This window comes from Streptomyces sp. H51 (assembly GCF_035656535.1).
Taxonomy (GTDB): domain Bacteria; phylum Actinomycetota; class Actinomycetes; order Streptomycetales; family Streptomycetaceae; genus Streptomyces.
Genome location: NZ_JAYMHD010000081.1, coordinates 134,518 through 155,747 on the forward strand (window position 1 = coordinate 134,518; position 21,230 = coordinate 155,747).

15 protein-coding genes and 2 pseudogenes are annotated in these 21,230 nt (G+C 73.8%); 12 read left to right on the forward strand and 5 right to left on the reverse strand.

The features are described 5' to 3' along the window. Window positions 1–19 precede the first annotated feature (19 nt). Complete coding sequence (locus tag VKA29_RS32485) at window positions 20–1,060, forward strand: NAD(P)-dependent alcohol dehydrogenase (protein WP_324789606.1); 1,041 nt, start codon at window positions 20–22, stop codon at window positions 1,058–1,060. 202 nt (window positions 1,061–1,262) lie between these two features. Continuing rightward, the gene (locus VKA29_RS32490; RefSeq protein WP_324789607.1) at window positions 1,263–2,489 is read left to right on the forward strand and encodes a cytochrome P450; all 1,227 of its coding nucleotides are present in this window, start codon (window positions 1,263–1,265) and stop codon (window positions 2,487–2,489) included. A gap of 150 nt (window positions 2,490–2,639) precedes the next feature. Here the strand turns inward: VKA29_RS32490 and VKA29_RS32495 are convergent, their stop codons facing one another. Next, window positions 2,640–4,136: a helix-turn-helix domain-containing protein gene (locus VKA29_RS32495; protein ID WP_324789608.1), complete on the reverse strand. Its 1,497-nt coding sequence runs from the start codon at window positions 4,134–4,136 to the stop codon at window positions 2,640–2,642. Window positions 4,137–4,620: 484 nt separating this feature from the next. Here VKA29_RS32495 and VKA29_RS32500 point away from each other — a divergent pair, with 484 nt between their 5' ends. The 3 genes and pseudogenes from VKA29_RS32500 to VKA29_RS32510 all read left to right on the forward strand — a co-directional run. After that, window positions 4,621–5,241, forward strand: a complete 621-nt coding sequence (locus VKA29_RS32500) for an L-threonylcarbamoyladenylate synthase (RefSeq protein WP_324789609.1) — start codon at window positions 4,621–4,623, stop codon at window positions 5,239–5,241. 118 nt (window positions 5,242–5,359) lie between these two features. Next, entirely contained in the window at window positions 5,360–6,115 is a 756-nt protein-coding gene (locus tag VKA29_RS32505; protein ID WP_324789610.1) for a dienelactone hydrolase family protein, read from the forward strand. Between the two features lie 9 nt (window positions 6,116–6,124). Further along, window positions 6,125–6,460: pseudogene (locus VKA29_RS32510) on the forward strand (beta-1,3-glucanase family protein); the annotation flags it as partial. A gap of 82 nt (window positions 6,461–6,542) precedes the next feature. On the opposite strand, the gene VKA29_RS32515 reads toward VKA29_RS32510, so the two are convergent. Further along, window positions 6,543–8,879: a M4 family metallopeptidase gene (locus VKA29_RS32515; RefSeq protein ID WP_420718618.1), complete on the reverse strand. Its 2,337-nt coding sequence runs from the start codon at window positions 8,877–8,879 to the stop codon at window positions 6,543–6,545. A gap of 568 nt (window positions 8,880–9,447) precedes the next feature. On the opposite strand from VKA29_RS32515, the gene VKA29_RS32520 reads away from it, so the two are divergent. Next, window positions 9,448–10,140 (forward strand): SMI1/KNR4 family protein, encoded by a 693-nt coding sequence (locus tag VKA29_RS32520; RefSeq protein WP_324789612.1) that lies wholly within the window; start codon window positions 9,448–9,450, stop codon window positions 10,138–10,140. Window positions 10,141–10,241: 101 nt separating this feature from the next. Continuing rightward, complete coding sequence (locus tag VKA29_RS32525) at window positions 10,242–11,744, forward strand: metallophosphoesterase family protein (RefSeq protein WP_324789613.1); 1,503 nt, start codon at window positions 10,242–10,244, stop codon at window positions 11,742–11,744. Between the two features lie 49 nt (window positions 11,745–11,793). Here VKA29_RS32525 and VKA29_RS32530 read toward each other — a convergent pair. Both VKA29_RS32530 and VKA29_RS32535 read right to left on the reverse strand, forming a co-directional pair. Beyond that, window positions 11,794–12,378: pseudogene (locus tag VKA29_RS32530) on the reverse strand (TauD/TfdA dioxygenase family protein); the annotation flags it as partial. A gap of 151 nt (window positions 12,379–12,529) precedes the next feature. Beyond that, window positions 12,530–13,180 carry a TetR/AcrR family transcriptional regulator gene (locus VKA29_RS32535; protein WP_324789614.1) on the reverse strand — a complete coding sequence of 217 codons (651 nt, stop codon included), beginning with the start codon at window positions 13,178–13,180 and terminating at the stop codon, window positions 12,530–12,532. A gap of 445 nt (window positions 13,181–13,625) precedes the next feature. Between VKA29_RS32535 and VKA29_RS32540 the strand changes: the two genes are divergently transcribed. From VKA29_RS32540 to VKA29_RS32555, 4 genes are all read left to right on the forward strand, one after another. After that, window positions 13,626–15,098 (forward strand): MFS transporter, encoded by a 1,473-nt coding sequence (locus VKA29_RS32540; RefSeq protein WP_324789615.1) that lies wholly within the window; start codon window positions 13,626–13,628, stop codon window positions 15,096–15,098. Between the two features lie 210 nt (window positions 15,099–15,308). Beyond that, window positions 15,309–16,409: an ATP-dependent DNA ligase gene (locus VKA29_RS32545; protein WP_324789616.1), complete on the forward strand. Its 1,101-nt coding sequence runs from the start codon at window positions 15,309–15,311 to the stop codon at window positions 16,407–16,409. A gap of 161 nt (window positions 16,410–16,570) precedes the next feature. After that, window positions 16,571–17,347, forward strand: coding sequence for an NPP1 family protein (locus VKA29_RS32550; RefSeq protein WP_324789617.1), 777 nt, complete (start codon window positions 16,571–16,573; stop codon window positions 17,345–17,347). A gap of 338 nt (window positions 17,348–17,685) precedes the next feature. Further along, window positions 17,686–18,720 carry a questin oxidase family protein gene (locus VKA29_RS32555; RefSeq protein WP_324789618.1) on the forward strand — a complete coding sequence of 345 codons (1,035 nt, stop codon included), beginning with the start codon at window positions 17,686–17,688 and terminating at the stop codon, window positions 18,718–18,720. Between the two features lie 134 nt (window positions 18,721–18,854). Here VKA29_RS32555 and VKA29_RS32560 read toward each other — a convergent pair whose 3' ends face one another. After that, window positions 18,855–19,844: an ArsR/SmtB family transcription factor gene (locus tag VKA29_RS32560; RefSeq protein ID WP_324789619.1), complete on the reverse strand. Its 990-nt coding sequence runs from the start codon at window positions 19,842–19,844 to the stop codon at window positions 18,855–18,857. A gap of 133 nt (window positions 19,845–19,977) precedes the next feature. Between VKA29_RS32560 and VKA29_RS32565 the strand changes: the two genes are divergently transcribed. Beyond that, window positions 19,978–21,189 carry an MFS transporter gene (locus VKA29_RS32565; protein ID WP_324789620.1) on the forward strand — a complete coding sequence of 404 codons (1,212 nt, stop codon included), beginning with the start codon at window positions 19,978–19,980 and terminating at the stop codon, window positions 21,187–21,189. The last annotated feature ends 41 nt before the right edge of the window (window positions 21,190–21,230 follow it).

Sequence of the window (21,230 nt, forward strand, 5' to 3'; positions counted from 1 at the left end):
CGCACCGAGGAGCAAGGTCATGAAGGCACTTCAGTACCGCACCATCGGCGCCGCCCCCGAGGTGGTCACCGTCCCGGACCCCGAACCCGGCCCCGGCCGGGTCCTGTTGAAGGTCACCGCCGCCGGCGTGTGCCACTCCGACATCGCGGTGATGAGCTGGCCCGCCGAGGGCTTTCCGTACGAACTCCCGCTCACCCTCGGCCACGAGGGCGTCGGCACGGTCGTGGCGCTGGGCGCCGGGACCTCCGGCGTGCGCGAGGGCGACGCGGTCGCGGTGTACGGGCCCTGGGGCTGCGGCACCTGCGTCAAGTGTGCGGAGGGCAAGGAGAACTACTGCCTGCGGGCCGAGAAGCTGCGCATCTTCCCGCCGGGGCTCGGCAGGCCCGGTTCCATGGCGGAGTACCTGCTCGTGGACGACCCGCGGCACCTGGTGCCGCTGGAGGAGCTCGACCCGGTCGCGGCGGTCCCGCTGACCGACGCGGGCCTGACGCCGTATCACGCCGTCAAGCGGGCGCTGCCCAAGCTGGTTCCGGGCACCACCGCGGTCGTCATCGGCGCGGGCGGGCTCGGGCACGTCGCGGTGCAGCTGCTGCGAGCGCTGACCCCGGCCCGGGTCGTCGCCCTCGACGTGAGCGAGGACAAGCTGCGGCTGGCCCGTGAGGTCGGCGCGCACGAGACGGTGCTGTCCGACGCCGCCGCGGCCGGTGCGGTCCGCGAGATCACCGGCGGGGTCGGCGCGGAGGCGGTGTTCGACTTCGTCGGCGCCGAGCCCACCGTCGCGACGGCGGCGGCCGTCGCGGCCGTCGAGGGCGACATCTCCATCGTCGGCATCGCCGGCGCGGCACTGCCCGTCGGCTTCGGGCACCTGCCGTTCGAGGTGTCGGTCAGCTCCCCGTACTGGGGCAGCCGCAGCGAGCTGATCGAGGTGCTGGCGCTGGCCCGTTCCGGAGCGGTGTCGGTGCACACGGAGACCTTCTCCCTGGACGACGCCCCGCTCGCCTACCAGCGGCTGCACGCCGGGACGATCAGCGGACGCGCGGTGATCGTCCCGAACGGCTGACGCCTGCCCGCCGTGCCGGTGCGGGCCGCCAACCGGCCGCACCGGCACGGCAGTTCAGAGGCCGGCAGGGAAACGATCAGGAATCGGCAATCCTGACGGCGAAATTCAGCTCAACCGGGCGCGAGTGATCGACGGCGGTGTGTACTGTCCTGCGAGCGTCTCCGCGAGGGGCCGCGGACCGTGACCATCCTGGAGATCCGTCGTGACCGTGACCGACCGCGTCGCCCTCGATCCGTTCGGCGCCGACATCGCCGCCGAGACCGCCCGTCTGCGCGCCCTCGGCCCGATCGTGCCCGTCGAGCTGCCCGGCTCCATCCCCGCCTGGGCGCCCACCCGCTACGACATCCTCAAGGACCTGATCCTCGACCCCCGGGTCAGCAAGGACCCGCGGCGGCACTGGAAGTTGTGGCCGGAGATCGGCGAACACCCCTCCTGGGGCTGGATCCTGGGCTGGGTGGGCGTGGTCAACATGCTGTCCACCTACGGGGCCGACCACGCCCGCCTGCGCAAGTTGGTGGCCCCGAGCTTCACGCACCGGCGCACCGAGGCCATGCGCCCACGGGTCGAGGCGATCACCGCGCACCTGCTCGACGCCATGGCGGCCTCCGGCACGGACGTGGTCGACGTCAAGGCGGCGCTGGCGCATCCCCTCCCGATGCGGATCATCTGCGAACTGTTCGGCGTGCCGGACGAACTGGTCGACGACACCGCCCGTCTGATCGCCGCCATCATGGACACCTCCGACCCGAGCCCGGAGCACGCCGCCTCGGTGCAGCGGCAGATCGGCACGGTGCTGCCCGCGCTGATCGCCCACCGCACCCGGCACCCCGGCGACGACCTCACCACCGAGCTGATCCGGGTGCGCGACGAGGACGGCGACCGGCTCAGCGACGAGGAACTGCTGTACACGCTGCTGCTGGTGATCGGCGCCGGTTTCGAGACCACCGTGAACCTCATCGGCAACGCGGTGGTCGCCCTGCTCACGCACCCGGAGCAACTGGCGGCGGTACGGGCCGGGACGATCGGCTGGGACGCGGTCGTCGACGAGACGCTGCGGGTGCACCCGTCCATCGCCGCGCTGCCGTTGCGGTTCGCCGTCAGTGACATCGCCGTCGGCGACGTCACCGTCGCGGCGGGCGACGCGATCATCACCACGTATGCCGCCGCGGGCCTCGATCCCGCCCACTACGGGCCGGCCGCGGACGACTTCGACGCGGCCCGCGGCGCCGACGACCATCTGGCGTTCGGCATCGGTGTGCACCGCTGCATCGGCGCTCCGCTCGCCCGCGTGGAGGCGCTGACCGCGCTGCCCGCCCTCTTCGACCGCTTCCCCGGCCTGCGACTGGCCGTCGACGAGCGGCAGTTGCGGCAGGTGCCGTCCTTCATCGCGTCCGGCTGGCAGGAGATCCCGGTGCGGCTGCGCGGGTGAGACCGCGGGGGGCCGACCAGTCCCCCGTTCCGGTCGCGCCCCCGCGGTCCGTCGAACCTACGTCGCTGGTCCGCGCTTTGTGAATCGTGCCGGTGCCCGCCCCGGCGTCCCGAGGACTCACCTGTGCACAAGTGAGTCCGGATCACCCGGTTATGCCCCGTGGAGGGCGGGCGGTTCGAGTGCGCCGAGGGCCAGATGGGCGAGGACGACCTCGTAGAGGTCGCTGCCGGCGGCGAGGAGCTGGCGTTCCAGCACCGGTTCCGCGCTGCGGACGTGCTCGCGCACGGTCTGCGCGTGCACGCCGAGGGTCTGCGCGGCCCGCTCGGCGTTGCCCCCGGCGGCGATCCAGGTGCGCAGCGTGCGACGCAGGTCGCGGCTGTCCGCGGCCAGGCGTCCGAGCAGGTCGTCGGCCCAGGTGCGCAGGGCGGCACCGGTGAGGAGGTCGCCGAGCCGGACCCGCGCCGCGGCGTCGGTGCCGGCCTGCGGCGTCTCGGTGAGGCCCGCGTGCGCGTTCAGCGCCAGGTGGACCACGGCACGGACCGCGAGGTCGGAGAAGTCCGTCCGCAGCAGGGCCTCCACGCGCTCCATGCGGGCGCGGACGGTGTTCCGGCTCACGCCGAGCACCTTCGCGGCACTGACGGCGGTGAACTCCAGGCCCAGCCGCGTGGTGGCGAGGAGTTCGGCGCGGGTGTGGTGGGCCAGACCGTCCAGGGGGCGCAGCACCCCGGCGGTCCAGTGGTGCAGCGCGGCGGGGTCCATCAGCCGCTCGGGGTGGGTGCGTTCGGCGTACACGGCCTGCCGGTCGGGCCGGAAGCGGGCCACCGCCAGGGCGCTGACGGCCTGGCCGTAGGCGGCGGCGGTGCGGGCGAGGCTCTGCGGGGCGCTGCCGCCGAGGAAGGTGCCGGGCAGCCGGCCGATCAGGGCGCGCAGTTCGTCGGCGGCCGTGTCGTGCGGGGCGACGACGATGACGTGCGCGTCCATGGCGGGGCAGCGCACGACGAGCACCCGCTCGCCCGTCGCCTCGATGCACTCCTCCGCGGTCCGGTCGCGGTCGTCGACGTGCCCCTCCAGCACGTACACGCACGCGGTGTCCGCGTCGAGCAGACCGGGCCACAGGCCCGCGGCCACCCGGCGCGCCGAGACGGTGTCCTCCACCATCAGCAGTTGCAGGATCGCCAGACGCAGATCGGCGGTGGCCCGCTCCAGCCGGCGTCCGGCGGCGGACGTCGCCCGCGCCCGGAGCAGCACCTCCAGCACCTGGGCGGTGTACGTCACCATGTCGGAGGCCCGCCGGTCGAAGGGGGTCTCGCGGGAGGCCACGAGCACGCCGGCCGACGCGGGCCGGGGCCGCTCGACCCGTACCAGGCGCAGGTGGCGCCCCCGGCCGTCCCACGCGGCGGAGGCGATCCGGCCGGAGACGATGTCGGCGGTCAGGTCCTGCTCCAGCGGCGTCGGGGTGCCGGCGAGGAGGGCGCCGGAGCCGTCCTGGAGGCAGGCGGTGCCCCGCACGGCGCCGGCCAGCCAGGCGACGACCTTGCGGACGTCACGTCCGGTGGGCCGGAGGTGATCGAGCAGTTGCTGCGCCCACTCCGGGCCGTCGTCCTGCGTCACCGCCGTGGTGCGGGTCCCGTCCTCACGGCCAGCCATGTCGGGCTTCTCCTCGTCCAGCGCGTCGGCCTCGGCACATCGCTCGGGGACGTTACCCCACACGACCCGCCCGGCGCCCGGCGCCGCGAACCGCGGTCGCCCCCTGACAACGCCTCCCGGTCGGCCCCCCGACCACCCGGACGGCCCCCGACCCCGAGTCCGGTCGGCGCCCACCGGCACAAACCCCGCCGGCGCGGCCCGCCCGGTCCCAACGGCACCGTGGCACCGGCCCCGACGGACGGTCCCACGCCCCCCCCGACGGCACAGCCGGGTCCGGGCACGCCGACACTCCCCCGTCGACTCCCGATGGCACGGCCCCTGCCTTCCGGCAGTCCGGCGCCTCCGCCACCGGAACACCGCGCTCCCTTCGCCCTCACCGCAAGCCCGTCGCCCCCGCCGGCGCGGCCCCTCCGCCCCCGCGAGCGCAGCCCGTCCGGGGCCGTCCCTGTGCGGTGCTCGCGCGCGGACGGCATAAGCTCGGCAGATGGCCAAGTACTTCGACGTGCACCCCGACAATCCCCAGCCGCGCACCATCGGCCAGATCGCCGCCCTCGTCCGCGCGGACGCCCTCATCGCGTACCCCACCGACTCCTGCTACGCGCTGGGCTGCCGGCTGGGCACCCGTGACGGGGTGGACCGCATCCGTTCCATCCGTCACCTGGACCACCGGCACCACTTCACCCTCGTGTGCCAGGACTTCGCGCAGCTCGGTCAGTTCGTGCGGATCGACAACGACGTGTTCCGGGCGATCAAGGCGTCCACACCCGGCAGCTACACCTTCATCCTGCCCGCGACGAGGGAGGTGCCGCGGATCCTGCAGCACCCCAAGAAGAAGACGGTGGGTGTGCGCATCCCCGACCACGTCGTCACCCAGGCCCTGCTCGCCGAGCTGGGCGAGCCGCTGCTGTCCAGCACGCTGCTCCTGCCCGACGAGGAGGAGCCGATGACCCAGGGCTGGGAGATCAAGGACCGGCTGGACCACGTGCTGGACGCGGTGGTGGACTCCGGCGAGTGCGGCACCGAGCCGACGACGGTGATCGACTTCTCCGGCGGCGAGGCGGAGATCGTACGGCGCGGCGCGGGGGACGCGACACGGTTCGAGTGAGACCCGGGGGCGGACGAAGCGGACGTCTCGCCCCGTGGAAACATGGGCGTTCGATCATCGGCCCAGGTCGGGCCGGTGGTGCGCGTTTCCGCCGTCGACCGCAGAGAGGCAGCCCCTCATGACCTCCGTACAGGGAACAGCCGTGGACGTCCCCACCGAGGACGGCGTCGCCGACGCCTGTCTGGTCCATCCCGGCGACGGCGGCCCGCACCCCGGCGTGCTGCTGTTCATGGACGCCTTCGGCATCCGGCCGCACCTGCGGTCGATGGCCGACCGGCTCGCCGGCGCGGGCTACACGGTGCTGCTGCCGAACCTCTTCTACCGGCACGGCCGTACGCCCGTCTTCGACCTGCCCGAGTTCATCGACCCGGCCGCGCGGCCGGAGATCTGGCAGCAGATCAGCCCGGTGATGCGGTCGCTGACGCCCGCACTCGCCATGCGCGACGCCGGCGCCTACCTGCGCTGGATGGCCGACTCCCCGCTGGTCGCCGACGGCCCGGTGGCGCTGACCGGTTACTGCATGGGCGCCCGGCTGGCTCTGCGCACCGCCGGCGCGTACCCCGACCGGGTCGCGGCCGCGGCCGGCTTCCACGGCGGGCAGTTGGCCACGGACGCGCCGGACAGCCCGCACCTGGCGGCCGGGAACATCACCGCCGAGCTGTACTTCGGCCACGCCGACGACGACCCCTCGATGCCGCCCGAGCAGATGAAGATCCTCGAAGACGCGCTGACCGCGGCGGGCGTACGGCACCGGTGCGAGGTGTACCCGGGCGCCCGCCACGGTTACACCCAGGCCGACACGGCCGCGTACCAGGAGGAGGGCGCCGAGCGGCACTGGGCCGTGCTGCTCGACCTGCTGGAGCGCACCTTCTGAAGGACGGGGGTGGGTACCAGCTTCCAGAAGCCGGACGCCGACAGCGTCTTCGGCTGTCACAAGCTCCTCGACGCCCCCAACGACCAGGTGCGCGGCCCGATCTCCCGCACCCTGTGCGCGGGTTTCAACCGTTCCACGCTGCTGGCCGACCCCGACCAGCCGGACACCACCGCCGCGAACTTCTACCAGGACGCGGTGACCAACCACTACGCCCGGAACATCCACGCGCGGATGGCCGACGGCAAGGCCTACGCGTTCGCCTTCGACGACGTCGGCAACCAGGAGTCGCTGGTGCACGACGGCAGCCCCCAGCAAGCCTGTCTGACGCTCGACCCGCTGAGTTGACGGCCGCCCGGCCGACGCGAAGGACCTCACCCCGCGGCGCGGGGTGAGGTCCTTGTGCTTGTGCTTGTGGTCGTGCGGTGGATCAGCCGGTCGTCAGGGCGGTGTCGTCCACGACGAAGCTGGTCTGGAGCGAGGAGTCCTCGACGCCGCTGAACTTGACGGTGACGGTGGAGCCGGCGAAGGACGACAGGTCGAACGACTTCTGGGTGTAGCCGGAGGCGGCGTTCAGGTTCGAGTACGTCGCCAGGGTCGTCGATCCGGCGGTGACCGTCAGCTTGTCGTACTGCGTGCTGGTGGTGGTCTCAGCGGTGTCGACGTGCAGGTAGAAGGTGAGCGTCGCCTTGCAGCCGCTCGGGATGGTCACCGACTGCGACAGCGTGTCGGTGTGGGTGGAGCCGTAGCCGTCCAGCCAGGCGTAGTACGAGCCGCCGTGGGCCGACTTGCTGGTGGAGTTGGTGATGACACCGCTGGAGGCGGTCCAGGTGGTGTTGCCCGACTCGAAGCCCTGGTTGCCCAGGAGCTGGGCCGAGGTGCAGGTGCCGCCGCCGCCCGAGCTGACCGTCCAGGTGAAGGAGGCGGTGCCGGTCGCGCCGGTGGAGTCGGTCACCGTGACGGTGGTGCTGTAGGTGCCCGCCGTCGTCGGGGTGCCGGAGATCACGCCGGTGGAGCTGTTGATCGACAGGCCGGTGGGCAGGCCGCTCGCGGCGTAGCTCAGGGAGCCGCTGTTGGTGCTGCTCGCCGAGATCTGCAGGCTCACCGCGGTGCCGACGGTCGAGGACTGGCTGCCCGGGTTGGTCACCGTGACGCCGTTGCTCGGCGGGGTGATGTGGCTGCCGACGTTGATGCCGGCGAAGGCGTTGCCGACTCCGGCGTACTGCGTGGAGTTGGTGCCGTACAGCGCGGCGGCGGCGTTCAGGGCGGCGGTGCGGGCGCCCGCGTAGTTGGTGCTGGACGTCATGTACGTCGTCAGCGCCTTGTACCAGATCTGCAGGGCGGCGGCCCGGCCGATCCCGGCGACCGCGACACCGTCGGAGGTCGGGCTGTTGTACGTGACGCCGTTGATGGTCTTGCTGCCGCTGCCCTCGGACAGCAGGTAGAACATGTGGTTCGCCGGGCCCGAGGAGTAGTGCACGTCCAGGCTGCCGATGCCGGAGTACCAGCTGTCCTTGGACCCGCCGTCCTTGCTGGGCTGGTCCATGTAGCGCAGCGGGGTGCCGTTGCCGTTGATGTCGATCTTCTCGCCGATGAGGTAGTCACCGACGTCGGAGGAGTTGTTCGTGTAGAACTCCACGCCCGTGCCGAAGATGTCGGAGGTCGCCTCGTTCAGGCCGCCGGACTCTCCGCTGTAGGTGAGGTTGGCGGTGTTGGAGGTGACGCCGTGGCTCATCTCGTGGCCGGCCACGTCCAGCGAGGTCAGCGCGTGGGTGCCGCCGGAGCCGTCGCCGTAGGTCATGCAGAAGCAGCTGTCGTCCCAGAACGCGTTGACGTACGCGCTGCTGTAGTGGACGCGGGAGTAGGCGGCCACGCCGTCGTTCTTGATGCCGCTGCGGCCGAAGGTGTTCTTGTAGAAGTCCCAGGTCGACTGGGCGCCGTAGGCGGCGTCCGCGCCGGCGGTCTGGGTGTTGGAGCCGGACCCGGTGCCCCAGACGTCGTCCGCGTCGGTCATCAGGGTGCCGGTCCCCGACGTGCCGTTGTTGAGGTTGTACGTCTTGTGGCCGCCGCGCGTGGTGTCGTACAGCTGGTACGTCGAACCGGACAGCGTGGTGTTCAGCGTCACGGTGCCGCTGTACTGGGTGTTGCCGGTACCGGTCTCGATGTCCTGGTAGCGGCCGAGCTCCTTGCCGGTGGTGGCGTCGGTGACGACGTGCAGCCGGCTCGGCGTGCCGTCGTCCTGCAGGCCGCCGACCACGGTCTCCCAGGCCAGCTTCGGGGTGCCGCTTCCCGCCCAGATGACCTTGCGGACGCTGTCGGCGGCGGGCTGCTTGGCGTCCAGCGCGCGGGCCGCCTTCAGCGCCTTGGTCTCGGCCGCCGCCTTGGTCAGGGTGGCGGTGGTGGAGGCGACCTTGATGGTGCGCTTGGTGTTGAAGGTCGTGCCGACCGTGCCGGACGCCTTGGCGGCGGGCGGGGTGTGCACGACGAGGTCGCCGCCGAGGACCGGGAGGCCGGCGTAGGTGCGCTCGTAACGGGTGTGGACGGTGCCGTCGTTGTCCTTGACGACGTCCTTGACGACGAGCTTCTCCTTGGCGCCCAGGCCGAGCGTGCGGGCGGTGGCGGCCGTCTTCTTCTCCGCGCTCTTGATCAGCGCGGTGCGCTGGGCCGGGGTCAGCTTGGCCTCGAGGCCACCGGTGCGCAGGGGGCTGGGGTGGGCGGCGGCAGGCGTGGCGGTCGCCGGGACCGACTGGATGCCGACGGCGAGCATGGCTGCGGTGGAGACCAGGGCTCCTACCGCGACGCGCTTGCGGGGAATGCGTCTCACTCGTTCTCCTACTGCGACGACCGCGGGGGCGGCCGGGAACAGACCGGGCAGACGGGTGTACTGACCGGGACGAGACAGCTGTGCGGGACCGTGACGTTGCGACGGGCACGTGGGGGGTGCGCGGCAGTTGAGGATGGCAGGATTGACCAGGGCATGTCAGCCCTGCTCCGGGCATTCGAGGGTTATCCCTCTGTCCGCGCACCGGCAGGGCAGGGCAGCCCGCTGACCAGGGACGGCCCGCCCGGACTCGGCCGGCGCCCACCGTCCGGCGGGGCACGGGCGTGCCTTCCGGCAGGGCACGGGCGGGGCTCCTGGCGGGCCGCGGGCGGGGCTCCTGACGGACCGCGGGCGGGCTGCGTGGCGGGCCGCGGGCGGGGCTCCTGACGGACCGCGGGCGGGCTGCGTGGCGGGCCGCGGGCGGGGCTCCTGACGGACCGCGGGCGGGCTGCGTGGCGGGCCGCGGGCGGGCCGCCCGGTCCGGTTGTCAGTGGCGGCGCGTACGGTCCTCCCCATGAACGATCGGTGGTGGGCTGGCGTGCGTGAGCGCGTCGCGGCGGTGGGCGCGGCAGCGGCCAGGGGCGAGGTCTTCGGGGCCGTAGGACACGAGTGGGTGCTGGAGGAACCGCTCGCGCCCGCCGAACTGGCCGAGCTGGAGACGCAGACGGGCGTGCGGCTGCCCGAGGAGTACCGGGACTTCCTGCTCCACGTCGGCGCGGGCGGCGCCGGGCCCGCGTACGGCGTGTTCCCGGTGCGCCGCGTGCGGGGCCGCTGGCGCTGGGAGGGCGACGGCGCGGACCTGGCCGACCTCGGCAGGCTCGCGGAGCCGTTCCCGGAGCACGGCCCGGACCCCGAACTGCTGAAGAGCCTGCTCTCCCAGTGCCCCGAGGAGGAGGACTTCACCGACATCGAGGACTTCGACGAGGCCATGGAGGCGTGGGACGAGAGGTGGTCGGCGGTCCTGTTCGCCCCGGAGCGCACCGCCGGCGCCGTCGCGATCTGCCATCTGGGCTGCGCCCAGCGGGAGTGGCTGATAGTCAGCGGCACCCGGCGCGGCACGATCTGGTCCGACTGCCGCGTGGACGACGTCGACCTCGCCCCGCTCCTCGACGAGGACGGCACACCGCTGACGTTCGCCCGCTGGTACCTGCGCTGGCTGGAGGAGTGCGAGCGGACGGCCCTGTCCGCCCCCTCCACCGGCCCCTGACCCGCGGTCCATCTGACGGGCAGCCAATCAGCACCCCACGCAGTCGAGTTGATACCTGACCGGTCTCGATCGCCGACTGCCCTCGTTGTTACCGTGCACCGGTGTCTGACTCTTCACGCGATACCGCCGCGGGCGCCGGCTGGGGAACCGCGGAACGCGGCGATTACCGGCGGCTGATGCCGCACAAGGTCGAGAAGCTCTCCTGGCTCAGCCCGAAGACCCTGTGGGCCGCCCGCAACGGCGTACTGGCCTCCTGGTTCGGGGATCCCACCGGCCGTACCCGCGGCCGGTGGGTGGCCCAGCGCGCGGCGGCCGGCGCACCGGCCGACAAGGTGATCCGGCGTGACGGCCCGGACCGTTTCTCCTTCCTGGTCGTCGGGGACACCGGCGAGGGCGACGACTCCCAGTACGCGGTCGTGCCGGGCCTGCTGAAGGTCGGCCGGGGCACCGACTTCGCCGTCATCGCCAGCGACGTGATCTACCCGGTGGGCAGCGCGGACGACTACGACACCAAGTTCTTCCGCCCGTACCAGGACTACCGGGCGCCGATATACGCGATACCCGGCAACCACGACTGGTACGAGGACCTGGGCGCCTTCATGCGCGTCTTCTGCGACGACGCCCCTCCCCTCGCGCCCGAGCCGGCGCCGCGCCCGCTCACCCGCGCCTGGCTGCGCTCGCTCCTGTGGCACCGACCGCGCCCGACGGACGGTCAGCACCTGGGGAAAGCACGGGAGTTGCGCTCGTCGGCGGAGCAGCAGGCCGTCCAGCCGGGCCCCTACTGGGCCATCGACGCCGGACCGGTGCGGATCGTCGGCATCGACACCGGACTGCTCGGCACCCTCGACGCCGAGCAGGGCGCATGGCTGCGCGAGGTGTCCGCAGGACCCCGACCGAAGATCCTGATCACCGGCTCGCCCCTGTACGTGGACGGCGAGCACCACCCCTGCCCCATCGAGGGCGGCGGCACCGTCGACGACATCGTCCGCGCGCCCGAGCACCGCTACGTGGCCGCGATCGGCGGCGACATCCACAACTACCAGCGCTACCCGGTCCAGGTGGACGGCCGCACCGTGCAGTACGTCGTCTCGGGCGGCGGCGGCGCGTTCATGCACGCCACCCACACCATCCCCCGGGTCGGCATCGCCGGCGTCACCGAGCGGGACTTCCGCTGCTATCCGCTGCGCGGCGACTCCCTCGCCTTCTACAGCGCGCTCTACGGCCGCCGGCTGCGGCTGCGCCGCTTCTTCGCGCTCACCGAGGCCGAGGCCACGGCGGTGGTCTCGGAGCGCCTGGGCATCCCGCCGACCCGCGCGCCGGGCGGCCCGGTGCGGGTGTCGCGGCGGATGCGTCTGCTGGCGAGCCTGCTGGGCGCGGGCGGCCGTCCCGACCGCACCTCACGGTTCCGGCTCCCGGTGCGCAAGCTCTACACCCGGCTGTTCTCACCGGGCTCGGCGACGTACAGCCCGCCGTTCTTCAAGCAGTTCCTGCGCCTGGACGTCACCCCGGAGGCGATCCGGCTGCGCTGTCACGCCGCCACCGGCAACCGCGCGCAGGAGGTCGACCCGCCCGTGGAGGACGAGGTGATCATCCCGCTGGTCTGATCGCCTTGCCGCACGGTCCGCCTGCCACGTCGGTGCCGGCACCGGCGTGTCACCACAGGCCCGGCCGGGTGCCCACGACCGGCTCCGACTGCCTGCCGTCCACCCCGACGGGCACGTCGCCCGCGAGCATCACCCGGTGCGTGATCCTGGGGAACCCGAGGTGCGCGCTGTCGGCGGGCGCGAGGTGGATGGTGGCCCGGTGGTCCCAGAAGGCCACGCTGCCCGGCTCCCACCGGAAGCGCACCGCGTACTCGGGCCGGGTCGCCCGCTCCAGCAGCATGTCGAGCACGGCCCGGCTCTCCGGGCGGGACAGACCGGCGATCTGCTCGACGCAGTGGCCGTTGACGAACAGCACCCGCTCCCCCGTCTCCGGATGCACGCGCACCAGCGGGTGCAGGGAGACGACCCGGTGGTCGAGCAGCCGCCGCACGTACGCGTCGTCGCCGGGCCGGGGCTGGTAGCCGACGCCGAGGCGGTGCTCGGCCCTGAGTCCGTCGGCGAACTCCCTGACCGGCGCGGACAGTCCGGCGTAGGCGGCCGCCAGGTCCGACCAGGTGGTGTCACCGCCGTACGGAGGCACCGACTCGGCGCGCAGGATCGTCGCCGCGGGCGGGTCGACGCGGGCGCCGTGGTCGCCGGTCAGGTCGACGCCCGTGATCTCGGCCCCGATGTGCCCGGCGACCGGCCACACCGGACGGAGCGACAACGGGCCCCTGGCCGCGGGACCGGATGCGCGGCGGCCCGGTCCGCCCGTCACCGCGCCTGCTCGGCGGCGGGCGCGCGCGTCAGGTGCCCGGTGTCACCGGTGCCAGCCAGATGCCGACGATGGCGTCGGTCAGGCCGGTGGCGGCGTCGTGCCAGGTGGACCGGGGCGTCGGCCTGCCCTCGGCGAGCGCCCGTTCCCGTTCGGCGGGCATCTGCACGATCAGGAGGCGGGCCATCTCGCCGCGTTCGGCGCGGACCTCTGCGGGCAGATCGGGCAGGCACCGGTTCAGTCCGTCGATGATCTCGCGCAGGGACGGGGAGGCGAGGGATTCCTCCACGACGATGTCGCGCAGCGCCGGGTCGGTCAGCAGCTGAGCGCAGAACCGCGCGTACCAGGTGGGGCCGCCCAGCTCCCCGAGGTGTTCGGACATGGGGCGCACCAGGCAGTCCACCCAGTCGCGCACGTCGGTGGAATCGCGGATCCCGGCCAGCAGCCGGGACCGGATCTCCTCGATACGGGTGGCGTGCTTGCGGACGATCGCGCGGACGAGGTCGGCCTTGGTGCCGAAGTGGTAGCCGACGACGGTGTTGTTTCCCTGCCCGGCGGCCTCGCCGACCTGACGGTTGGACACCGCGTTCACACCACGCTCGGCGAACAGCCGCTCGGCGGCGGTCAGGATCAGCTCCCGGGTCGCGCTCGCCTGCCGCGCCCGCACCGTGCCGCCGACCATGATCACCACCGCACCGGGACTTCGCTCCGCCCGTCGGCGGCCAGTCCCTCGAGCCGCCACGGGTGCGCCGCCACCACGGCGGCCTCCCGCGCGAAAGCCTACGCAACGGCACGTCACACGGGCACCGGCCCACCCCGCACCGGCCGCGCACCGGCCCGGTGGGCGCCCGGCCGCAGGCACGCGCGGGGCACCGTCCGTGCCGTTCCCGCCCGCCTCTGTCCGCGTCCGCCGGCATCCGCCCACCAGTCCGCGCCCGGCCGCCGTCTCCGCCGTCTCCGCCGTCTCCGTCCCCTGTGGCCACCTCGTCCGCCGCGGCCGTCCACCGCGGCCGTCCGTTCCGGCCGTCGCGCGGACGGCAGGGGCAGGCGCTACAGTAAGTCAATCACCTGCCTTAAATTCCGCAGGCGACGCACGAACTCTCCACCCCCGACCCGGAGGCACCTCCATGCCCGATGCCCTCGCCGAACCCGCCGACGCCACGGCCTCGGACCCGCCGCGGCCGAACGCCGTGGTGCCCGTGCTGGCCTTCGCCGGCATCGTCGTATCGCTGATGCAGACGCTGGTCATCCCCATCGTCCCCGAACTGCCCAAGCTGCTGGACGCCCCCGCGTCGGACACCGCGTGGGCCGTGACCGCCACGCTGCTCGCCGCCGCCGTGGCCACGCCGGTGGTGGGCCGGCTCGGCGACATGTTCGGCAAGCGGCGCATGCTGCTGGTCAGCGTGATCCTGCTGGTGACCGGCTCCGTGCTGTGCGCGCTCAGCGAGTCGCTGGTGCCGATGATCGTCGGACGGGCCGTGCAGGGCCTGTCGGCCGCGGTCGTGCCGCTCGGCATCAGCATCATGCGGGACGAGCTGCCGCCCGAGCGGCTCGCCGGATCGACCGCGCTGATGAGTGCCTCCCTCGGCGTCGGCGGCGCCCTCGGCCTGCCGACGGCGGCGCTGATCGCCGACCACTTCGACTGGCACGTGCTGTTCTGGAGCTCGGCCGCCATGGGCACGGTCGCCCTGGCGCTGGTGCTGCTGTTCGTGCCCGAGTCCGCGGTGCGCAGCGGCGGCCGCTTCGACGTGGTGGGCGGCCTCGGCATGGCGACCGGGCTGGTCTGCCTGCTGCTGGCGATCTCCAAGGGCGCCGACTGGGGCTGGTCCAGCGGCCTGACCCTCGGACTGTTCGCCGTCGCCGTCCTGGTGCTGCTCGCCTGGGGCCGCTTCGAACTGCGCACCTCCGAGCCGCTGGTGGACCTGCGCGCCACCGCCCGCCGCCAGGTGCTGGTCACCAACCTGGCCTCCGTCGCGATCGGGTTCGCGATGTTCGCGATGTCGCTGGTCCTGCCGCAGTTGCTGCAGATGCCCGAGCAGACCGGCTACGGCCTCGGCAGGTCGCTGCTGACCGCCGGCCTGGTGATGGCGCCGTCCGGCCTGGTGATGATGGCGTTCGCCCCGGTGTCGGCCGCGGTCTCCCGGGCGAAGGGCCCGAAGGTGACGCTGATGATCGGCGCGCTCGTCGTGGCCGCCGGTTACGGCCTCAACATCGTCCTGATGAGCCAGGTCTGGCACCTCGTCGTGGTGTCCTGCGTCATCGGCGCCGGCATCGGTTTCACGTACGGGGCCATGCCCGCCCTGATCATGGGCGCGGTGGACCTGTCGGAGACGGCCGCCGCGAACAGCCTCAACACGTTGATGCGCTCGATCGGCACGTCGGTCGCCAGCGCGATCGCCGGTGTCGTGCTGTCCCAGATGACGATCAGCCTGGGCGGTTACGAACTGCCGTCGGAGGGCGGCTTCAAGGCGGTCATGGGCCTCGGCGCGGGCGCCGCCCTGCTCGCCTTCGCCGTGGCATCCTTCATCCCCCGCCGCCGGCCCCTGTCCCCTGCCGAGGCCGCGCCCCAGGCGGCAAAGGCGCCGGCCGCCGCCTCCTGAGGAACCGACGCGCTGCTCACGCGAGCCGTCGACCGCCGGGCCGGAGCCCGGTTCGGTCGGCGGCGGACGCGTTCAACTCGGTTTCGGCGAGGGCAAGTACGACCTCCCGGAACGCGACCGCGCCCCCTTCCCGGCCGACGGTTGCGCCGTTCAGGGGAAACCGGTGGGCGGGATGCGTGGCGGTGGGCGGGAGCGTCGAGACCTTCTGCCGTGACCCTGCCGCTGATCCCGCCCATGCTCGCCACCCCGGGCAGCCTGCCCCCCGCCGCGCAGGACGCGCGCTGGGCCTACGAGACCAAGCAGGACGGCCAGCGGGTGGTCGTCTACCTCGAAGGCGACGGCAGTGTGCTGCTGCGCGCCCGGTCCGGGGAGGACATCACCGCCGCCTATCCCGAACTCACGCCGCTGGGGCGGGCGTTGGGCACCACGTCGGCGGTACTGGACGGGGAGGTGCTCGCGCTGGACGAACAGGGGCGGGCGGACTTCCAGTTGCTGCAGTCCCGGATGGGTCTCGCGCACGCGCCGGAGCGGGCCGCGCGCCGGGCCGCGCGGGCGCCTGTCCATCTCGTGCTCTTCGACGTCATGCATCTGGCGGGCCGCCCGCTCGTCGGGCTCTCGTACACCCGGCGGCGCGGGCGGCTGGAGGGCCTCGCCCTCGACGGCCCCTTCTGGTCGACGCCTGCCGCCCTCGTCGGGCACGGCGAGCAGGCGCTGCGCGCCACCCGCGAGCACGGCCTGGAGGGCCTGGTCTGCAAACGCCTGGACTCGGTGTACGAGCCGGGTGTGCGCTCCCGCTCCTGGATCAAGATCCGCAACATGCGCAGCGAGGACGTCATCGTGGGCGGCTGGCTGCCCGGCAAGGGCCGTCTGACGGGTCTGCCCGGCGCCGTCCTGGTAGGCCAGCGCGCCGCGGGACGCCTGCGCTACGTCGGCAGTGTGGGGACCGGCTGGAGCGAGGCGGAGCGGTCACGGCTGGCGGCCCTGTTGCGCGCCGCGGTGTCGGACGTGTGCCCCTTCGATCCCGCGCCGCCGGTGGCGGGGGCGCGCTGGGTGCTGCCCCGGCTGGTCGGCGAGGTCCGCTACAGCGTGCGCACCCGGGCCGGGATGCTGCGCCAGCCGTCCTGGCTGCGGCTCAGGCCCGACCTGGCACCCGAGGAGGCGGCGGCCGACCTGCCTGACGACCTCCCCTACGGCCTCCCCGACAACCTCCCGGGCGGCATTCCGGACGGCCTGCCCGACAACCTCCCGGACGGCCTGCCCGACGACATTCCGGACGGCCTGCCCGACAACCTCCCGGACGATCCCGTCTGACACCGGCGACGCACTCGCCCGACGCCGCGCCGTGATCCAAGGCTTGGGCAGCGGTTCACCGTCGGTACGCGCGTGACCCCTTGGCCCGGACGTGAAAAGCGGGGAAGCTGAACTCCCCTTTCCCCCCACAGCCGTTGGGCTGCGCTCAAGAGGAGCACGCAGTGTCGTCAACGAAGTTCAGGACACACCGCAGGAGATGGCTGACCGGTCTGGCCGGCGCCGCCGCTCTCGTCGTCGCCTTCCCCGCCGTCGCCTTCGCCGCCCCGCCCCAGGCGCTGCCCGCCAACGCGGAGGCCGCCGAGTTCACGTACCAGCCGGCGTTCGACTACGACACCGACGGCTGCTACTCGTCCCCCGCCATCGGCCCCGACGGCACGATCAACGGCGGCCTGAAGCCGACCGGCGCCCTCAACGGCAGCTGCCGGGACGCCTCGGACCTGGACAACACCAACAGCTACTCGCGCTCCAAGTGCAACAACGGCTGGTGCGCCTACATGTACGGGCTGTACTTCGAGAAGGACCAGGCCCTGGCCGGCACCAGCATCGGCGGGCACCGCCACGACTGGGAGCACGTCGTGGTCTGGGTGCAGGACGACCAGGTCAAGTACGTCTCGACGTCGAACCACGGCTCGTTCACCGTCCACGCGGCGTCCGGCGTCCGGTTCGAGGGCACCCACGCGAAGATCGTCTATCACAAGGACGGCATCAGCACCCACTGCTTCCGGCCGGCCAATTCGGGCGACGAACCGCCGGAGAACCACAAGGGCACCTGGCAGTACCCGCCGCTCGTCGGCTGGAACGGCTACCCCGCGGGCCTGCGCGACAAGCTGAGCGCGTACGACTTCGGCAGCGCCCACTTCGGCCTGAAGGACGACAGCTTCGCCCCGCACCTGTCCAAGGCGCTCCCGTCCGGCATCGCCTTCGACCCCAACGCCTGACGCGACGCGCCCGACCCGGGGGCCGGTCCGTCGGACCGCCCCTCACTCCGGTCGCTCAGGGTTCCCGGAGCCGCTCCGGCTCCGGGAACCCTGCCGTGCGCGGCGCGGCGGAGCCCCCGCACGAGGTCCGGCCCGTCCCTCGCGCCGGGACGGACGGACCGGCTCGGGCGTGCCGCAGGCCGGCGGCGATCGCCGAGCACAGCCGCTGGGTCGCGCCGTTCGTCCCGGACCGAACCCCGGCTCCCGGACCGAGGACCGAGGACCGAGGACCCGAGCCGGAGGCAGGCTGCTTCCGCGGACCGATCCGGCGCCGTGCGCCGCCGCCTAGCCTGCTGGCCATGGACACGAGCGGGACGCACCACACGAGCGGCACCGGCGGACGGTTCGAGGAAGCGCTGGAGCGCCTGCACGCCTCGGGGCCGGAACGCCTGGGCAGGCTGACCAACCACGCCCCCATGGTCGTCGAGGCGCTCGCCGCGCGCGGGCACGCGGACGCCGTGCACCGCTGGCTGGACCTGTACACGCGCAAGCTCGAGGACTTCCCCGACCGCGTGGCACCCGTCACCGACGACGACTGGCCCTCGGCGCTGGGGGATCCGCGCCGGGCCGCGGACTGGATCGACTTCTTCGCCCGGCTGCTCGCCGAGCGCCCGTGGCGGGACGTGCTCGCCGAGTGGTGGCCGCGCCTGCTGCCCGGCATGTACGGCGGCTCGACGCATCCGGTGATCCGCGTCGGCCACGCCGTACGCGCCCTGGAGTCCGCCGAGAACACGCCCCGTCTCACCGAACTCGCCCACGGCCTGGGCTACTGGGCCGCCCGGCACCGGCCGGTGACCGGCATCGCCGCCCTGCCGGGCGCGCCGACGGCCGCTCAGGCCCTCGACGCCGTCCCCGCGATCACCGAGGAACCGCAGGGGTTCCCGGCCCGGCTGGCCGCCGTGCGCCGGCTGCCGGTCTGGGCGGACGACGTGACCGACCCCGACACCGCCCACCGGCGGCTCGCCGAACTGGTGCGGGCCGCGACGCACCGCTACGCCACGCACGGGCACGGCGACGCCATCATGCTCGTGCACGCGGCCACGGCCCCCAACGCGGTACTCAGGACGCTGGATTCGCTGCCCCGCGAGCTGTGGGCGCCGAGCCTGCGCGCGGCGTGGACGGCGTCGGCGGCGGTCACCGCGATGTACGCCCCCGCCGAACCGGTCGCCTGCCCGCCCGCGGCTCGGGCCACGGCCGAGGAGGTCCTGGAGCGGGCCCTGGCCCATGGCGACGAGCACGTCGTCAAGTTCGCCGACACGGCCCTGGACGTCGGCGACGAGCGGGCCCTCGCCGCCGCGGGCCGCGCGATCGAGCTCAACTCCCCCCTCGGCTGACCCGACTCGGCTGACGCAACTCGGCTGACCCGACTCGACTGACGCCCCTCGACCGACGCCCCCGGCCAACGGTCCTCGGCCACGGTCCTCGGCCAACGGTCCTCGACCGACGGTCCTCGACCGACGCCACTCGGCTAACGGCCCTCGGCCAGGGCGTCGCCGAGGGCCGTGCGCGCGTACAGCACGTAGTAGCCCCGGCGGCGCGCGTCGAGCAGGCCCGCCTCGCGCAGGACCGTCAGGTGCGCCGACACGGTGGACGGGGCCAGTCCGTGCCGGCGGGCGAGTTCCGTGGTCGAGGCGGGCGTGGTCAGGCCGGTGAGGACGGCGGCGCGCCGGTGGCCCAGGAGCCGGGCGAGCGCCTCCGGCGGGCGGGGCGCCGGTGCGCTGTGCAGCCGGCCCATACCGCGGGCGGGATAGACGACCGTGGGCTGCCACGGGCGGGCGAAGCCGCTCACCACGTCGGGCCAGACGAACACGCTCGGCATGAGCAGGACGCCGCGCCCGTCGGCACGCTGGGCGTCGGCGAGATCGCCGTACATGCGCAGGGTGAGGGAGTGGCCGGCCCAGTCGATGCCGGGATGCAGGCCGGTGAGCAGCGCGTCGAGGCCGCCGTCGGCCGCCCGGCGCGAGCGGTGGGCGATGTCCGCCTCCAGGACGGCCCGGTGGCGCGGCCAGTCGGGGGCGAGCAGGGCGTGCCAGGCCCGCTCGGTGAGGTCGGCCAGGCGCCGGACGGTACCTGCCGGGTCGTCGAGGGCGGCGCGGCCCGCGGCCGACTCGGCGAGCCCGGGCGTGCAGGCGAGCGATCGGGCCATCTCGGCGCGGGCGAGGCAGGGGTCGGTGGCGCGCATCCGCGCCAGCTCGTCGTCGATGGACGGGAACGGATCGTCGGGGGGCGCGCCGAGGAAGTCGGGGGTGTAGCCGCCGGGGCGCGGGACGAACAGCCACAGGGGTGACAGGTCCAGGCCGGCCAGGGTGCGGCGGGTCCGGCCGAGCCAGGCCCGGTGGTAGCCGTGCCGGGCCGGGCGGCGCAGCATGCGCAGCGCCTCGTGGGTCTGGCACAGCGGCGAGATCGCGAACCGGCAGCGCGCCAGGTCGTCGGGGCCCAGGTGCAGGGTGAGCGGCAAGACGGCCTCCCGGAGCGGGGCTTTCACTGATTCGGTCCCGGCCGAAACAGTAGAAGCCGCGCCGGGCCTCCGGAAACGCTGGCCCCGGCCCGGTCGGCGGCCACCTCGACCACCTACCCCGGAGGACACCTGGATGGGCAGCGGACGTCCGGCCGCCTGGCACAGGGGCGCCCTCGTCGCGGCGCTGATGCTGGCGGCGTTCACCTTCAACACCGTCGAGAACCTGCCCGTGGGCCTGCTGTCGCTGATCGCGGCCGACCTGCGGGTGTCGCTCGCCGCGGCGGGCCTGCTGGTCACCGGGTACGGCCTGACGGTGGCGGTGGCGTCGCTGCCCGTCGCGCACCTCACCCGCTCCGTGCCGCGCCGGTATCTGCTCGCCGGGCTGCTGGCCCTGCTGGCGGCGGCGAGCTGGGTCCCGGCGCTGGGGAGCGTCTCGTACGGCGTGCTGCTGGCGGCGCGGACGGCGACGGCGCTCGCGCAGGCGCTGTTCTGGGCGGTGACGGGCCCGGTCGCGGTGGGGCTGTTCCCGCCCGAGCGGCGGGGCCGGGTCGTCGGGCTGCTGTCGGTCGGCGGATCGCTGGCCACGGTGCTCGGCGTGCCGGCCGGGACCTGGCTGGGCGGGCACCGCGGCTGGCCGGCGCCGTTCGCCGTGCTCGGCTGTCTCGCGCTGGTCTCGCTCGCCGTCGTCGCCTTCCTGCTGCCGACCTCGCGGCCCGAGGAGAGTCACGCGGCGTACGGTGCCGCGCCCGACCTGCGCCGGTTCCTGACCGTCCTCGCCACGACCGCCCTGTCGGTGACGGGGGCGTTCACGGGCTTCACGTACGTCGTCGCCTTCCTCCGCGACGTCAGCGGGTTCGGCGTCGGCGCGGTGAGCGGGGTGCTGTTCGCCTTCGGCGTGGCCGGTCTGGCCGGGGTGAGCCTGGCCGGGCCGCTGCTGGACCGGTTCCCGCGGGCCACGCTGAGCGTGCCGGTGGCGGCGCAGGCGGCGGCGCTGCTCGGGCTGTACGCGGGCGGGAGCGGCCGGGCGGCGGCCGTGGCGCTGCTGATGCTGCTCGGCGCCTCGGTCGGGCCGGTCTTCATGGCGACGCAGAGCCAGGTGCTGCGGGTCGCGCCGGGCCGCACCGAGACGGCGCTGGCGGCCAACTCGGCCGCGTTCAACGTGGGGGTGGCGGCGGGGGCGCTGCTCGGCGGCGGCCTGCTGTCCGTGGCCGGGGTGCGGGGGACGTTCCTGGCCGGCGGGCTGCTCACGGCGGCGGCACTCCCGCTGCTGGTCCGGCCGGAGCCCCGGGCGGCGGCCTGCGCGGCCGACGGGCCGGGCCGCGGTAGCACGGCCGACAGGCGGTGATACGGCCGACAGCCCGTGCCTACGGCCGACAGCCGGCGACA

Excerpts from the sequence above, each read along its gene's own strand:
- VKA29_RS32555 (WP_324789618.1), top strand. The coding sequence starts at position 17,686 with ATGGACACGAGCGGGACGCACCACACGAGCGGCACCGGCGGACGGTTC.
- VKA29_RS32495 (WP_324789608.1), bottom strand. The coding sequence starts at position 4,136 with ATGGCTGGCCGTGAGGACGGGACCCGCACCACGGCGGTGACGCAGGAC.
- VKA29_RS32565 (WP_324789620.1), top strand. The coding sequence starts at position 19,978 with ATGGGCAGCGGACGTCCGGCCGCCTGGCACAGGGGCGCCCTCGTCGCG.
- VKA29_RS32540 (WP_324789615.1), top strand. The coding sequence starts at position 13,626 with ATGCCCGATGCCCTCGCCGAACCCGCCGACGCCACGGCCTCGGACCCG.
- VKA29_RS32500 (WP_324789609.1), top strand. The coding sequence starts at position 4,621 with ATGGCCAAGTACTTCGACGTGCACCCCGACAATCCCCAGCCGCGCACC.
- VKA29_RS32505 (WP_324789610.1), top strand. The coding sequence starts at position 5,360 with ATGACCTCCGTACAGGGAACAGCCGTGGACGTCCCCACCGAGGACGGC.
- VKA29_RS32485 (WP_324789606.1), top strand. The coding sequence starts at position 20 with ATGAAGGCACTTCAGTACCGCACCATCGGCGCCGCCCCCGAGGTGGTC.
- VKA29_RS32515 (WP_420718618.1), bottom strand. The coding sequence starts at position 8,879 with ATGCTCGCCGTCGGCATCCAGTCGGTCCCGGCGACCGCCACGCCTGCC.
- VKA29_RS32535 (WP_324789614.1), bottom strand. The coding sequence starts at position 13,180 with ATGGTCGGCGGCACGGTGCGGGCGCGGCAGGCGAGCGCGACCCGGGAG.
- VKA29_RS32520 (WP_324789612.1), top strand. The coding sequence starts at position 9,448 with ATGAACGATCGGTGGTGGGCTGGCGTGCGTGAGCGCGTCGCGGCGGTG.